Here is a 15,397-nt window from a genome sequence, read left to right on the forward strand (position 1 = left end):
ACATGCGGAAAATCCATCATGTCGGCTTCATCTTACCCACTCTTACCCATCTTATATTGCTCAATCGACATTAACACTTCGCGTGGTTTGCTACCTTCATAAGGGCCTACGATTCCCCGAGCTTCCATGGAATCAATGAGCCGGGCTGCCCTGGTGTAACCGACACGCATACGACGTTGCAAGAGAGAGACCGAGGCCTGCTTGGCTTCAAGTACAATCTGAACGGCTTGGTCATACAGCTCGTCCAACACCTCCTCATGCTCCTGCACCTCGTCGTCCACCTCTGGCACCAGACTCTCGTCATATTCAGCCTGACCTTGGCCTCTGACGTAATTAACAATCGTCTCGACTTCCTGATCGCTCATAAAAGCACCCTGTACTCGAACCGGCTTGGAGGCTCCCATCGGCATAAACAGCATATCTCCGCGACCCAGCAACTTCTCGGCTCCCGCCATATCAAGAATCGTCCGCGAATCAACCTGGGAGGACACGCCAAACGCAATCCGTGACGGGATATTCGCTTTGATTACACCGGTAATGACATCTACAGAAGGCCGTTGCGTAGCTATAATTAGATGAATACCAGCGGCACGAGCCATTTGGGCCAAGCGGGCAATCGCATCCTCAACATCACTTGCTGCCACCATCATCAGATCCGCCAACTCATCGACAATGACCACGATATAAGGCAGAATCGCCTCCGGATTATCCTTCATCATCTGATTGTAACCTTCTACATTACGGGCCCCCGATTTGGAGAATAACTCATAACGCTTCTCCATCTCGACAACGATCTTCTTCAGTGCTAACGACGCCCTACGGGGATCGGTAACAACCGGAGCTAGCAAATGGGGAATGCCATTATATACATTGAGTTCAACCATTTTCGGGTCAACCATCAGAAATTTCACTTCGTCCGGCTTGGCCTTGAACAGAATGCTCGTAATGATCCCGTTAATGCACACCGACTTGCCTGAGCCTGTAGCCCCTGCGACTAGTAAATGGGGCATCTTGGCCAGGTTGCCCACAATGGTCTGTCCTGAGATATCCCGACCAAAGGCAATGGTCAGCTTGGAATCCGCCTCCATAAACGTTGGCGTCTCCATCACCTCACGCATCGTAACCACAGATACTTCATTATTCGGTACCTCGATACCAATGGCGGACTTGCCAGGGATCGGCGCCTCCATCCGAATATCCTTGGCAGCCAGTGCCAATGCGATGTCGTCCGTCAAGTTGACGATTCGGCTCACCTTCACCCCGATGTCCGGCTGAATTTCATAGCGAGTAACCGCCGGCCCCCTTACAACCTCCAGTACCTTGGCACGAACACCAAAGCTTTCCAGCGTCGCTTCCAGCTTGCGTGCTGTCTGCATATAATCGGCCTGATCTCCAGCTTTGCCCGAGGCCGCCGGCTTTGCTAGCAAGCGGAAGGAGGGCAGCTTGTACGGCTTTGGAGCTGGCTTGGGTGGAAGAGGTGCTTCCAGAGCAGCATCACCACTGCCCTGTAGCTCACCCTCCAACTCTCCGTCTATTTCCTCACCCTCGTTAACAGAGGCTTCGTCCACAGCAGCGGATAAGTCAGTATCTAGGTCCATTGCCTCGCCAAACGGTGCCACTGGAGCAGCAGTTGCGTCAAACTCGCTGTCATCCTGTTCTTCGTCGCTATGCAAGCTTTCCCGTTGGATATGATCGAAGAAATCACGAATGATCGGACCCGTATTGCTCTCATCCTCGGTAAGATCTGATCCAGTAGCCCCGAAGGATCCCGTTGTTCCTTTGCCCGCATAACTCAGCTCGTTCCAGTTGACGGCTCCCCCTGGTATGTCGGGTACCGTTGTATCGGGTCCATGATTCCCGGCTTCTTCGGTCTCCAGGATACTGGAGGTTTGCGTCTCAGGGCGCTCCTGGCGTCCCTTGAAACCAAACAACTGGAAGAACACCGGCTTCTTGCGAGTCGATGCCAACACGGGAACTTCTTCCTCGGGATCGGCAACGTACAGATCTTCTTCCTCATCCTGCATCGCTTGCTCTGCCATAGCTACCACCGGAGCTGGCTTCTTCACCTTCTTTGCTCTTCCGCGAACCGGCACCGGACGAAGCATACGTATCTTCTGCCCCAGTTGCTCACCCAGCGTACCTAATTTGGTGCGCAGAAGACGGAACAAATCGACATAAGAAAGTCCGGTAATTAGCATGAAGCTGATGGCGAGCATGACGATCATAATCAATTTAGCTCCTGCCATACCAAACAAAGAGAACAGCATTGCGAATTCCAAGCCGCCCACATAGCCGCCGCTAATGTCCAGCCCAAGCAAGCTGAAGCCTGCGTCTGGCGATGCCGACTGGAACAATGCCCCCTGCAAATCACGGTGAATCTGTCCAAGAATGCTGCCCGCCCCAAGCGATCCGGTAGGAGCGAGCTTCTGTCCCATGGCGGATATGGTACTCATGAGCGAAAGGGCTAATACGCCCAGTAGCACCCCACTTCGCCGCGTATTCCAGCGATTGGGCCATTTCCGCTGAATCATTACGGACAGGCCTATGTAAATGCCAACCAGTGGTATCACAAAATAAAACTTGCCGAGGACCAGTGCCGCCATCTTCGACAATGTCCTGCCGACAGCCGCTTCCCCCGACAAAGCTATAATGGATAACGTAATCAGGATGATTCCGTATATTTCATATTTAAGCATGCTGCCCAGGGCAGCTTTCCTCTTCTTCCGTTTCCGTGCCAAAACGAAAACACCCCCCAGATGAATATTATACCATATTCATCTGGGGGGAACCTAGGAGGAATGCGGGCATATGTTCTTAATTTTGCTCTTTCGCCATAAGTACCGGGTAAAAAGCGATCTCTCGGCCCGGTGCCAGGTCCGGATTCAGATAATCGTCCAGTTGACAACGCAGCAAGCGGATGATCGTAGCCCGATTACCTCCCTCCATCCTGACCTGCATTAAAATTCCCTGCATTTCTATTTCGTTGTATGCCGCTTGATTCTCGGCATTCTCCCAATAGGCCTCTTCGGGCAATATGGTGTAATGAGTCATTGCGGCATCCCTCCTGGAGTCCCTGTTTGCCGCCTTGTGTCCATCAACGATTGCAGCCGGGTCAATCCCTCCCCGATTCCGCCGATGGCATCGATAAGGCCATACTTCACTGCGTCATTGCCTCCGACAGCGGTTCCAATATCCCGATTTAGCTCGCCCGTCTTGAACATCAATTCCTTGAAGCGTTTCTCCGTAATATGCGAGTGAGTAGTCACAAAACGTACCACCCGCTCTTGCATCTTCTCAATATACTCGAAGGTCTGGGGAACACCAATGACGAGCCCCGTCATCCGGATGGGGTGAATGGTCATCGTTGCGCTCTCGGCAATCAGGGAATAATCCGAGGCCACAGCAATAGGCACACCGATACTATGCCCACCTCCAATAACGACCGTGACAGTGGGCTTCGTTAGAGAAGCAATCATCTCCGCGATAGCCAGACCGGCCTCCACATCACCACCTACCGTGTTTAAAATGATAAGTAACCCTTCAATCCGTGGATTCTGCTCGGCGGCTACAAGCTGAGGGATCAGGTGCTCATACTTGGTAGTCTTGTTCTGCGGCGGTAGCACCAAATGGCCTTCAACTTGACCGATGATGGTCAAGCAGTAGACATTGGATTCCCCTGGCGTTGGCACAGTGGTCTGTCCCAGTTGTTGAATGATTTCGGGTACCGTAGCCTCCTTGGGCCCAGGATCAGCAACAGGAGGTGGTTGTATGGCGGGCAGCTCCGATTCTTCGCGAGAATTTGGTTGATTCAGATTGGGATTCATGGTAAGCCTTCCTTTCGGTTCAGCCATTAGCCTTGTTTAGAGGTAGTCAACCATATGCAAGCTTTAGTATGCCGACAACCTTCCCGACTCTATACAGAAGAAAAACTCCCCATTGCAATCCAAACAAAAAAAGCCCCCTCTCCCGACTGGTAACCGTCCAAAATTACCAGTGGGAAGAAGAGGCGACTGTGTGCATTTATCTTTGTATTTATACTTCCATGATGATCGGCAGGATCATCGGTCTACGGCGTGTTTGCTCAAACAGGAAGCGTCCCAGAGAATCCTTAACATTCGTTTTCAGGGAAGCCCACTCATTCACATTCTCGCTCATTAACTTCTCCAACGTACTGGAGACGATACGGTTTGCTTCATCCAACAGCCCTTCGGACTCCCGAACGTAAACAAAACCTCTTGAAATAATATCCGGTCCTGACACGATCTTGCCGTCTTGCTTGCTTAGCGTAACGACAACGACCAGAATGCCATCTTGAGATAGCAACTTGCGATCCCGCAATACAATATTTCCGACATCACCCACGCCCAGACCGTCAATGAGAACGTTCCCGGCAGGGATTTTGCCCGCCTTGCGTGCCTGACCATTTTGAATTTCAATCGTTTCGCCGATATCAATCAGGAAAATATTCTCCGGATCTACCCCGACGGATTCACCCAACAGGGCATGCTTGCGTAGCATACGGTATTCGCCGTGAATCGGAATGAAATATTTCGGACGCATTAAATTCAGCATCAGCTTCAATTCTTCCTGACTACCATGACCAGATACGTGAACTCCCGAATTGGAGCCACTGTAGATCACTTCCGCTCCCAGGCGGAACAACTCGTCAATGGTTCGTCCCACGAATTTCTCGTTGCCCGGAACCGGCGTAGCCGCGATAATCACAGTATCACCCGGTAAAATGTCAACCTTGCGATGCGTCGAGCGCGCCATGCGCGTCAGAGCGGACATGGGTTCCCCTTGGCTACCGGTGCATAAAATAACTACACGATCCGCAGCCATCTTGTTGACTTCCTCCGGCTCGATCAATATGCCGTCAGGAACATTCAGATAACCAAGCTCGCTGGCGATGTTCACTACATTCACCATACTCCGACCAATAATGGTCAACTTGCGATCCGTTGCATAAGCTGCATCAATCACCTGCTGAACCCGGTGCACATTGGAAGCGAATGTAGCCACAACCACACGTTGCTTAGCTTTATAGAATATATCATTCAGCACGAGGCCGACATTTTTCTCCGAAGGAGTGAAGCCTGGTTTTTCTGCATTGGTACTATCCGACAAAAGAGCTAACACGCCATTCTTGCCAATCTCGCCCATCCGGTGCAAATCTGCATATTGATCATTGACTGGTGTATGATCAAATTTGAAGTCCCCCGTGTGAACAACATTGCCTTCCGGTGTTTCAATACATACGCCGACCGAGTCGGGAATACTGTGGTTGGTACGGAAGAAGCTAGCCTTCATCGTCGAACCGAGCTCAATAACGGAATCGGCATGAATGAGAATCCGCTTGGTCTCTCCGAGTAGTCCCGCTTCCTTAAGCTTGTTCTCCACTAGCCCCAAGGTCAACTTCGTCCCGTAGACCGGTACATTCAAATTCTTCAGTACATAAGGCAATCCGCCAATGTGATCCTCGTGTCCATGCGTCAAGACAATCCCTCTTACCTTGTCACGGTTCTCCGTCAAGTAAGTGATATCGGGAATGACGATGTCAATACCCAGCATGTCCTCTTCCGGAAATTTCAAACCGGAGTCAATGACTACAATGTCATTGCCATATTGGACGACATACATGTTCTTCCCGATTTCTGCGACACCGCCCAAAGCGAAGATCGTCAATTTTTCATTATTCATTTTTTTAGACAAGTCTATCTAACCCTCCTAATTTATTGGACGTTGTTTTCTTATTTCATATGGAAATGGCTCCGATCACTGCATGGCGACAACATATTCGCAGGAATAAACAACCGCCTCGAATATATGGACGGTCTTGCCGAGTCTCAAAGTCATTATCTTCATAAAAATTCACCGCACCCAGTCACTTGACACTATTATACATGATTTTTTTGGCAAAACACAAGTCAGATAGGTTTACCTCTCTTTAACATTACCTTGCTCAACATGAAAAAAACCGATGCCTTCTAAGAAGACATCGGTTTCTGGAAGTACAGCGTAGATTTGGTTGTGGAGTCTGTTTACTTTATAACAAGCCGCGTATGCGAGCTGCTTCCTGCTCATTTGGTGGTACCAGTGGTAACCGCACCGAGCCTACCGGATGGCCGATTTCATTTAATGCATATTTTACCGCTACCGGATTTGGACACTCGAACAGCCCCTTGAATAACGGAAGTAACTTACGGTGCAACTTGCCCGCTTCCTCCACCTTACCCTCTAGGTAACAGTGAATCATATCTTGAATAGAACGTCCGGCAAGATGGCTGGCCACACTGACAATTCCGTAGGCCCCCACAGCAATGGCAGGCAATGCACAAGAATCATCGCCAGAATATACTCTGAAATGAGAAGGAGCTGCCGCGACCACAGACGCCACTTGATCCAGAGAGGCACATTCCTTAGTCGCTACGATATTCGTGATTTGAGCTAGACGCAACGTCGTTTCTGTCGTCAGGCTAACAGCCGTACGGCTTGGCACATTATATAACATCACCGGCAACGTTGTCGCTTCCGCTATCGCTTTAAAATGCTGGTAAAGCCCCTCCTGATTAGGCTTGTTGTAGTAAGGAGCAACCAGCAATATGCCATCAGCCCCTTGCTCTTCGGCTTGCTTGGTTAAATGAATGGAATGAGCGGTATTATTGCTGCCTGTACCGGCAATGATCTTGCAACGGCCCGCCGCATGCTTCACGGCAAAAGAGAACAACTCCAGCTTCTCCTCGTCCGTCAGAGTTGGTGATTCCCCCGTCGTACCACAGACCACAAGACTATCGGACTTCTGCTCCTCCACCAAATAGTCAATTAAGTTTGCAGCTTGATCCCAATCTATCTTTCCTTGTTCATCAAAAGGCGTTACCATGGCTGTAATCATTCGTCCAAAATCAATCACGCCATTTCCTCCTCCCATCTCCCGCTGTGCGATTTATGTTCATTTCATAATCTCTGTTGTCTTATTACCGTGCGAGTTCAAACTTGGCATGCAGGGCTCGTAAGGAATCAACCATGTCATCCTTATGCACAAGCACCCAGATGGTGGTGTTGGAGTCCGCTGACTGCAGAATCTGAATGCCTTGATCTGTTAAAGCTTCAACGATGTTGGCCATGATGCCTGGAACCCCGTTGATGCCCCCGCCAATCACAGATACCTTGGCACAGCCGGAGCATATTTGCGGCGATAACTTCAAAGCTTGGAGCACCGCCAGCGCCTTGTCCGCATCCTTGTCAAAGACGGTATAAACAACCCCAGACGGGGTCACATTAATAAAATCGACGCTGATGGCGTTTTCCGCCATCGCTTTAAAGACCTGAAGTTGAAGATGATGAACTCCCGTATCGGCAGACTCGACCCGAATCTGCGTAATGTTAGCCACATAAGCAATACCTGTCACATAACGGTCAACCACACCCATTTGCACATCCCGAAAGCCTTCCGGGTTAGCCACCAAGGTTCCTTCTCCCTCTGAAAACGTGGAACGTACGCGCACCGGAATGCCTGCCTGCATGGCAATCTCCACCGCACGCGGATGAATGACCTTGGCACCTTGATGCGCCATATTGCATATTTCTGCATAGCTGACATATTCCAGCGGCTTGGCATCCTCTACAATTCTAGGATCTGCCGTCAAAATACCGTTCACATCCGTATAAATATCGACCATTTCTGCATGCAGAGCGGCCCCAAGTGCCGTTGCCGATGTATCACTGCCCCCACGTCCAAGCGTCGTGAAGTCTCCGCTCTGGTTCTGCCCCTGGAAGCCCGTCACAATGACGACGTCCTTATGCTTCATCTCTTCCAGCACTCTGGTCGGGACAATATCAAGAATTCTCGCATTGCCATATTGTCCGTCGGTCCGGAAGCCCGCTTGCGCGCCAGTAAGCACGACTGATGAAATTTCCCGTTCCGTCAGCAAGCTGCAAAGCTTGGATGCCGATATAATCTCTCCACAGGCCATCAACATGTCCTGCTCGCGAGGCGGCAAGCTCCCGCCCCCTTCGGCTACCAATCCAAGCAGCGTATCCGTGGCATAAGGATCACCCTTACGTCCCATAGCCGACACCACTACGACAAGCCGGAAACCATTGTTCAGCTCCCGGCGAATGTGTGAAACAACATGCTCCCTGGCTGCTTGCGTAGATAGAGACGTGCCGCCAAATTTTTGCACCAAAATGCGCATGGGTATTCCTCCAGTTAATAAATGCGGAGTAAAGCGATGACTTCATTCCGTTTGTTCAATATGCCAGTGGTCATCAGAGCGGATTCATCGTACCCATCTCACTCTGGACCCTTGGCTGTCTGATCTCTCCGCAATTCTACAGCATTCGAAGCTGCGCCCCCAGAGCAATCTACAGGACACGTTCCACCTGTTCCAAGCCTACTAATTCGGAGTCGCAGGGGCTCCGCCACGATATTCATGTTCAGTTGCTCATTCGGTGCGTAGTTTCTTTTCCGAAACACCACTGTATGATGAATGCGACGAAATTGTTCAAGCATGAAAGCGTTCAATAATTAAAGGTTGAAGCTGTTTACCTTCCAACGCCGCGTAGCAAGCCTCCGGCACCAAACTCATGTCCGCTACCAGCGAGTTAGGTTTGGCTGTGGGATTATCTTGACCAAACGGCACGAAGTACACATTCTTCGCTACAATTAGCTTGGCGATATTCGCCAGATTAAATCCTAAACCGTCGTTGGTGGACACTGCAATAACTAGCGGCCGTCCATTGCGCAATTGCGCCTTCGCCGCCATCAACACAGGACTATCCGTTACGGCATTCGCCAGCTTGCTTGTTGAAGTCCCTGTGCAGGGAGCAATAACCAAGACATCAAGCAATTTGCTTGGACCAAGCGGCTCAGCCTCCACAATTGAAGAAATGATATCATTCCCGGTAATATCTTTCAACTGTTTCCGCCAATCTTCCGATTTGCCAAAACGGGTGTCTGTCATCAGCACCGTATGGGATATGATCGGCACCACCTTTGCGCCTCCGTCCACAAAGCGCTGAATCTGCGGCATAACCTCGGCGAACGTGCAATGCGAGCCCGTAATGGCGTATCCTACCGTTTTCCCTTGCCAATTCACTCTTCATCCCCCCGTAAATGATACTCTTCCAAAATCGACTGACACGTCGTATTGGCCATAATGATTCCAGCCGTTTTGGGAGCAACGATTCCGGGGATGCCGGGAGCCAAAATTGCCTTGATCCCCCGCTTCTCCGCGAAGCGGAAGTCCGTTCCTCCGGGAGCGGAAGCCAGATCAATGACAACTGTTCTACGGGGCAATTTCGAGATGATTTGCGCTGTGACTATCATAGTCGGAATTGTATTAAAAATCAAGTCAACTTCCCCGATATTCGCAGCCAAATCCCTTGTTGCAAAAGGCTTCCAGCCCATTTGCACAGCCCTTGCCACATCGTCCTCCCGCCGCACTCCAACCTTCACCGTTGCTCCCAACCCTTGCAATGTGCTGGCCAGGGTGAATCCGGTTCGTCCCATACCCAGCACGATGCATGTCGAGCCATGAATCGTGATATCCGTATTCTGAATCGCCATCATTACAGCGCCTTCGGCCGTAGGAATAGAGTTGTAAATGGCGATATCATCACGTTCCAGCAACTCAATAATACGGAAACCATGCTCTGTTCCCATTTGCTTGAGCAACTTCTTGGCAATACCTGTATACACCAAGGTGCTTTGCCGAATAGACGAGAACCACTCCTGTTCAATGACAAGCTGTTCTGCCGAGAACGGGGCCGGAATGACGCCTTGATCATCGCAACCGGTTACTGGAAGAATGATTACATCAGCGTTAGCCAGCAAAGCAGGACTTATCTTCTCATGAGCTACTCCTGTAAGCGGAGGGTCCAGCCGGTCAAAACCAACGACCGCTACCCCGGCGTCCAGTTCCAAGCATTTATTAATGACTTCTACCTGACGGGCGTCTCCACCGAGGAATACAATCGATATTCCGGTCAGCATTCGCAGATGGCACTCCTTCCAAGCAACACAGTATAAACCATCTTATGCCGCCAGCCGAAATGTGGTGAAACGCAAAAAAACCTTCAATGATAACTGCACAAGGCAGTCATTGAAGGTTTTTGATCTGGACCTGCTATCTCTATTTTGTTCCCGTATGTCCGAAGCCACCAGCACCGCGAAGGGTCTCGGACAGCTCGTCCACTTGAATGAGCTCTACTTCGGGCACGATTTGGAAGACCATTTGCGCAATACGCTCATTACGACGAATGACAAAGGCTTCTTGTCCTAAATTCGCCAGTAGCACCTTGATTTCACCGCGATAATCCGCATCAATCGTACCCGGTGAATTCAGACAGGTAATCCCGTGCTTATAAGCCAATCCACTACGTGGACGGATTTGTGCTTCCAGGCCCCCAGGCATAGCAATAGCTATCCCTGTTGGTACGAGCAAGCGTTGTCCCGGCCCCAGCGTCAGTTCCTCACTGACGGCGGCATACAAGTCAAAACCGGAGGCCAGCTCTGACATTTTACGTGGCAATTCAATATCTTCGTTCCCGGCTAGACGATGGATCTGTACTTCAAATGACAAGTTCATCTCTCCTTATTCCTGATATTACCCGATCGGACGAGCCTACCATAGCTAATGAGAACGGCTGTTGGAACATTCCCTTCAACACCGCGTTGACATCATCCATAGTCACTGCCTCAATACGAGCTATCATCTCATCTAATGTATAATGTCGGCCTAACATCAGCTCATTTTTACCCAGGCGGTTCATTCGGCTTCCCGTGCTTTCCAGACTGAGGATCAAGCTGCCCTTGAGCTGCTCTTTCCCTTTGCTCAGTTCCTTGTCCGTCATTCCCTTCACGGATACATCAGCCAAAATTTCCTTGGTCAGATCGAGCACCTCTTTGGTCTGGCGTGGTGCAGTTCCGGCATATACCGTAAACAATCCGCTATCGGCATGAGAGCTGTGATAAGAATAGACCGAATAAGCCAATCCACGCTTTTCGCGAATTTCCTGGAACAATCGGGAACTCATCCCGCCGCCAATGGCGTTATTCAGCAAAGCCATCGCATATTGCTTATCATCACCGATTCGCAAGCCTGGGAACGATAGGCAAATATGATTTTGCTCCGTCTTCTTGCGCCGATACTCCAAACCTCCCAGGAAGTCAGGAACACTAGGTACCCCAGCCTCTCCCACATTGGAGAAATCTCCGAAGTATTTCTCAAGGAGCTGAATGACTCCATCATCGATATTGCCGGCCACACTGATGACTGTGTTCTGTATTGTATAATGCTCCTGCATATATTTTCGCAGATGCTCAGAACTCATCGTCCGAAGCTTCTCTTCAGTTCCAAGTATCGGCAAAGCCAGCGGATGCTCACCATAAGCCGCCTGAGAGACCAGATCGTGCACGATGTCGTCCGGTGTATCTTCATACATCGAGATTTCCTCGACAATCACGTTCTTCTCTTTCCGCAGCTCTTCGTCATCAAGCAAGGAACGGAAGAACATATCAGACAACACATCTACCGCAATCGGCAAGTGCTCATCCAGTACCTTCGCAAAATAACATGTATATTCCTTGGAAGTAAACGCGTTAACATTCCCGCCAATAGCATCGAATTGCTCAGCGATGTCTTTGGCATCAAATCGCTGTGTTCCTTTGAACAACATGTGCTCAATAAAGTGGGATATTCCGCCTTGTTCAGGTACCTCGTTACGTGAGCCGGTCTTCACCCAAATACCAAACGATACCGATCGGCTGGTCGGTATGCGCTCCATCACCACCCGAAGGCCGTTTTTTAATTGCAGCTTATTCATCTAAGGCCCTCCTTCAAAGTTTTGCAACCCGCAAAACCCGTTTCCAAAAAAGCATCATAAATGCATTCCTATCCTATCAAAAAAAGCGAGCAAGCTCAACTTTGCGGTAACTCCACCCGGTCTGAAGAGAGCGTTTGCTCCACCGTCCCAAGGGTCAGCCCCTTGCCACGTATCACCTTAATCATATCCTTCAATGCATCCCTGCTTGAAGCCGTCGGATGCATCAACACCAGGGACCCCGGGGCAATCTTGCTATCGATTTTCGAGACGATCGCGGAGGCTGGTGGCTTCTTCCAATCTACCGTATCTACCGTCCAGAGAACCGTCTTTAGCCCTTCCTCCGCGGCAAGCTTAACCGTTTGTTGGTTAAAATCTCCCGAGGGTGGCGCAAACCAGCGGTTTTCTATTCCAATCCGCTCCTGCAAAAGCTTTTTGGTCTTTGTTATTTCAAGACGCGCCCGTGTAGACTCCAATTGGCTCATATTCGGGTGCGAATAGGCATGATTTTCAATCTGATGCCCTCGTTTTTTAATTTCCAGGGCCAGTTGTTCATTTTTGTTCAACCAGCTTCCATCCAGGAAGAAGGTCGCCTTGGTCCCCATCTCATCCAACGTATCCAGCATCGGCACCAGGAATTCATTGCCCCAAGCCACATTGATCATCAGAGCGACCATCGGTTTATTCGGATTGCCTCGGTAAATCGGCTGAGGACCCAAATCATCCAACATCACCTTGGGTGGGATTTCCTTATATACGTAGGGAATTGGCGTATCCTTGGGCAAGCCCTTCGCCTGGTCATAAGTCTGTTCAATATCGACTTCCTGACCGTTATATCCGGGAATCGCCTTCCATACCCGGTCCACTACGGCATCCACGGGCTCCACACGCCGCTGAATAGCAGCCTGACGAATTTGGCGAAGCAGGATTTCTTCCCTCGATAACGTATCACGACCGCCGTCTGCAGCCTGCGTATCCTTGCCGTCTTCTCCATCGATCAGGCCGGTCAGCAATCGAAAAGCAAAGCTATCAACTTCCGTATTGTTCCCACGCTCCACGAACGCGCGTACCCCCGAAAACTGCCCCAATATCATCACCAAGGCAATACATATTGCAATGATGGCAAACTTGTTCCGATCCATACCAAGGCCCATCCCTTTCCTATGGTTGTTGTCCCCATCTTATGTTGACAAGCTCGGGATTATGCAACAACCAGGCAAGTCTTAGCCCATGACATTCAGAGAAAAACAGCATTAAAAAAGAGCCAGAATAAATATTCTGTCTCTTTTCCCGCAGTCTCCAATAAAGTGTGATCAAAAGTTACTTTTTGAAATTCATCTTATTAAGAAGACTTTTCCGTTTCCGCCGTCAATACAGCCTTACGCGAAAGGTTTACGCGGCCTTGTTGGTCAATCTCGGTAACCTTCACGGTTACGGTATCTCCGATAGCCACTACATCCTCTACTTTGCCTACACGTTCTGTAGACAGTTGCGAGATATGCACCAGCCCGTCTTTACCTGGCAAGATTTCAACAAACGCACCAAACTTCTCGATCCGCTTAACCGTACCCACATAGATTTCACCAACGACAACTTCTTTAACAATGCCCTCAATGATCGCTTGGGCCTTGCTGTTCATCTCTTGGCTAGTCGATGCGATAAATACGCGTCCATCTTGCTCGATATCGATCTTCACGCCGGTTTCTTCGATGATTTTGTTGATGATTTTGCCGCCGGCTCCGATGACATCGCGAATCTTGTCCGGATTGATCTGCATGATAACGATCTTCGGTGCGTATGGAGACAATTGCTCTTTTGGCTTCTGAATCCGTTCTGTCATCTTGGACAAGATAAACATCCGGCCTTCCTTAGCTTGGGACAAGGCCTCCGTCAGAATTTGCCGGTCGATACCGTCAATCTTGATATCCATTTGAATAGCGGTTACGCCTTCGCTGGTACCAGCCACCTTGAAGTCCATATCGCCAAGATGATCTTCCATCCCTTGAATATCTGTCAAAATGGATACATGTTCTCCATCCTTGATCAAGCCCATCGCCACACCAGCTACAGGTGCTTTGATCGGTACACCTGCATCCATCATCGCCAAGGTACTGGCACAGATGCTGGCCTGGGAAGTAGAACCATTGGATTCAAGCACTTCGGATACGAGACGAATCGTGTACGGGAATTCTGTCTCCGACGGGATGACCTTGGACAATGCTCGTTCACCTAAGGCGCCATGTCCAATTTCACGACGGCCTGGTGCACGGAGTGGACGCGCTTCACCTACGCTAAATGGAGGGAAGTTATAATGATGCATGAAGCGCTTCGACTCTTCCAAGTCGATACCGTCCAGAATTTGCACATCACCCAGTGCACCTAATGTACAGATGCTAAGGGCCTGTGTTTGTCCACGTGTGAACAAGCCCGAACCATGCGTACGCGGCAACAGACTGGTATCACATTCGATCGGACGAATCTCATCCAGCTTACGTCCATCAGGACGAACCTTGTCATGAGTAATCAGACGACGCACTTCTTCCTTCACGATATCATGCAATACCTCTTTGACATCGCCAAGCAACTCGGGCGTGTCTATGTATTGCTCCTCGAAGTGAACCACCGTTGCTTCATTGATAGCATCAATGGCGTCCTGACGTGCATGCTTCTCGGCAATCTTGACCGCTTCTACCAGCTTCTCTTGAGCAAATGCACGAACCGCCGCATTCACATCCGCATTCACGGCATGCAGCTTTACTTGCATTTTCTCTTTACCAGCTACCTTCACCAGCTCTTCAATAACCGCTACGATGTTTTTAATCTCGTCATGACCAAACATGATCGCTTCGAGCATTACATCCTCAGGCACTTCATTGGCTTCCGCTTCCACCATCATGATGGCTTCCTTGGTTCCGGCAACAACAACATAGATGTCACTGGCTTCCTGCTGAGCAATGTCCGGATTAATTACAAATTGCCCGTTCACACGTCCAACAGCGACACCACCGATCGGCCCATTAAACGGAACATCGGAGATGCTAAGCGCGGCTGAAGTCCCGATCATAGCCGCAATTTCCGGCTCACAGTCCTGGTCCACACTCATGACTAAATTAACGATTTGTACATCATTACGGAATCCTTCCGGGAACAGCGGACGAATCGGACGGTCCGTCAAACGGCTCGCAAGAATCGCCTTTTCGCTAGGACGTCCTTCACGCTTGATAAATCCACCTGGAATCTTGCCCACGGCATACAGTTTCTCTTCATAGTTGACCGTCAGTGGAAAAAAGTCCAGATCCTTTGGTTCTGAAGATGCTGTAACGGTACACAATACTGCAGTATCACCATACCGAACCATGACCGCTGCATTTGCCTGCTTGGCCAAACGGCCGGTTTCCAGCACCAGGGTTCTTCCCCCTAGCTGCATTTTCACTTGATTCTCCATGAAATCCCTCCTTATCTTGAATAAAAGTTCGGTACTGGGTTCATTATTTCCTGCTTTACGGGAGATAACCCCATTCGTAACAAAAGCTCCTGACGGAGCTACTCGTTCTAATAGTTATGGTAAGTCTCA

Annotated in this window: 12 protein-coding genes; all 12 read right to left on the reverse strand. The window is 49.9% G+C overall.

Annotated elements, in window-relative coordinates:
• Window positions 1–32: 32 nt before the first annotated feature.
• Window positions 33–2,738 carry an FtsK/SpoIIIE family DNA translocase gene (locus AC1VOR_RS01565; protein WP_482615385.1) on the reverse strand — a complete coding sequence of 902 codons (2,706 nt, stop codon included), beginning with the start codon at window positions 2,736–2,738 and terminating at the stop codon, window positions 33–35.
• Between the two features lie 76 nt (window positions 2,739–2,814).
• Window positions 2,815–3,051: a YlzJ-like family protein gene (locus AC1VOR_RS01570; RefSeq protein WP_482615387.1), complete on the reverse strand. Its 237-nt coding sequence runs from the start codon at window positions 3,049–3,051 to the stop codon at window positions 2,815–2,817.
• Window positions 3,048–3,824 (reverse strand): ClpP family protease, encoded by a 777-nt coding sequence (locus AC1VOR_RS01575; RefSeq protein WP_482615389.1) that lies wholly within the window; start codon window positions 3,822–3,824, stop codon window positions 3,048–3,050. The genes AC1VOR_RS01570 and AC1VOR_RS01575 overlap by 4 nt, the downstream gene beginning before the upstream one ends.
• Window positions 3,825–4,032: 208 nt before the next feature.
• The gene (locus AC1VOR_RS01580) at window positions 4,033–5,712 is read right to left on the reverse strand and encodes a ribonuclease J (RefSeq protein ID WP_482615391.1); all 1,680 of its coding nucleotides are present in this window, start codon (window positions 5,710–5,712) and stop codon (window positions 4,033–4,035) included.
• 334 nt (window positions 5,713–6,046) lie between these two features.
• The gene (dapA, locus tag AC1VOR_RS01585) at window positions 6,047–6,907 is read right to left on the reverse strand and encodes a 4-hydroxy-tetrahydrodipicolinate synthase (RefSeq protein WP_482616377.1); all 861 of its coding nucleotides are present in this window, start codon (window positions 6,905–6,907) and stop codon (window positions 6,047–6,049) included.
• Between the two features lie 67 nt (window positions 6,908–6,974).
• Entirely contained in the window at window positions 6,975–8,195 is a 1,221-nt protein-coding gene (gene dapG, locus AC1VOR_RS01590) for an aspartate kinase (RefSeq protein ID WP_482615393.1), read from the reverse strand.
• Window positions 8,196–8,504: 309 nt separating this feature from the next.
• Window positions 8,505–9,098, reverse strand: coding sequence for a dipicolinate synthase subunit B (locus tag AC1VOR_RS01595; RefSeq protein ID WP_482615395.1), 594 nt, complete (start codon window positions 9,096–9,098; stop codon window positions 8,505–8,507).
• Entirely contained in the window at window positions 9,095–9,994 is a 900-nt protein-coding gene (gene dpsA, locus AC1VOR_RS01600; RefSeq protein WP_482615397.1) for a dipicolinate synthase subunit DpsA, read from the reverse strand. The genes AC1VOR_RS01595 and dpsA overlap by 4 nt, the downstream gene beginning before the upstream one ends.
• A gap of 139 nt (window positions 9,995–10,133) precedes the next feature.
• On the reverse strand, window positions 10,134–10,583 hold the full coding sequence (gene dut, locus AC1VOR_RS01605; protein WP_482615399.1) for a dUTP diphosphatase: 450 nt from the start codon (window positions 10,581–10,583) through the stop codon (window positions 10,134–10,136).
• On the reverse strand, window positions 10,573–11,826 hold the full coding sequence (locus AC1VOR_RS01610; RefSeq protein ID WP_482615400.1) for a M16 family metallopeptidase: 1,254 nt from the start codon (window positions 11,824–11,826) through the stop codon (window positions 10,573–10,575). The genes dut and AC1VOR_RS01610 overlap by 11 nt, the downstream gene beginning before the upstream one ends.
• 95 nt (window positions 11,827–11,921) lie before the next feature.
• Window positions 11,922–12,965: a polysaccharide deacetylase family protein gene (locus tag AC1VOR_RS01615; protein ID WP_482615401.1), complete on the reverse strand. Its 1,044-nt coding sequence runs from the start codon at window positions 12,963–12,965 to the stop codon at window positions 11,922–11,924.
• Between the two features lie 200 nt (window positions 12,966–13,165).
• Entirely contained in the window at window positions 13,166–15,268 is a 2,103-nt protein-coding gene (gene pnp, locus AC1VOR_RS01620; RefSeq protein WP_482615402.1) for a polyribonucleotide nucleotidyltransferase, read from the reverse strand.
• Window positions 15,269–15,397 lie beyond the last annotated feature (129 nt).

This window comes from Paenibacillus sp. 1SOY10, from assembly GCF_056836745.1.

Coding starts and splice junctions, on each gene's coding strand:
- AC1VOR_RS01570 (WP_482615387.1), bottom strand. CDS start 3,051: ATGACTCATTACACCATATTGCCCGAAGAGGCCTATTGGGAGAATGCC.
- AC1VOR_RS01575 (WP_482615389.1), bottom strand. CDS start 3,824: ATGAATCCCAATCTGAATCAACCAAATTCTCGCGAAGAATCGGAGCTG.
- dapG (WP_482615393.1), bottom strand. CDS start 8,195: ATGCGCATTTTGGTGCAAAAATTTGGCGGCACGTCTCTATCTACGCAA.
- dpsA (WP_482615397.1), bottom strand. CDS start 9,994: ATGCTGACCGGAATATCGATTGTATTCCTCGGTGGAGACGCCCGTCAG.
- AC1VOR_RS01610 (WP_482615400.1), bottom strand. CDS start 11,826: ATGAATAAGCTGCAATTAAAAAACGGCCTTCGGGTGGTGATGGAGCGC.
- AC1VOR_RS01615 (WP_482615401.1), bottom strand. CDS start 12,965: ATGGATCGGAACAAGTTTGCCATCATTGCAATATGTATTGCCTTGGTG.
- pnp (WP_482615402.1), bottom strand. CDS start 15,268: ATGGAGAATCAAGTGAAAATGCAGCTAGGGGGAAGAACCCTGGTGCTG.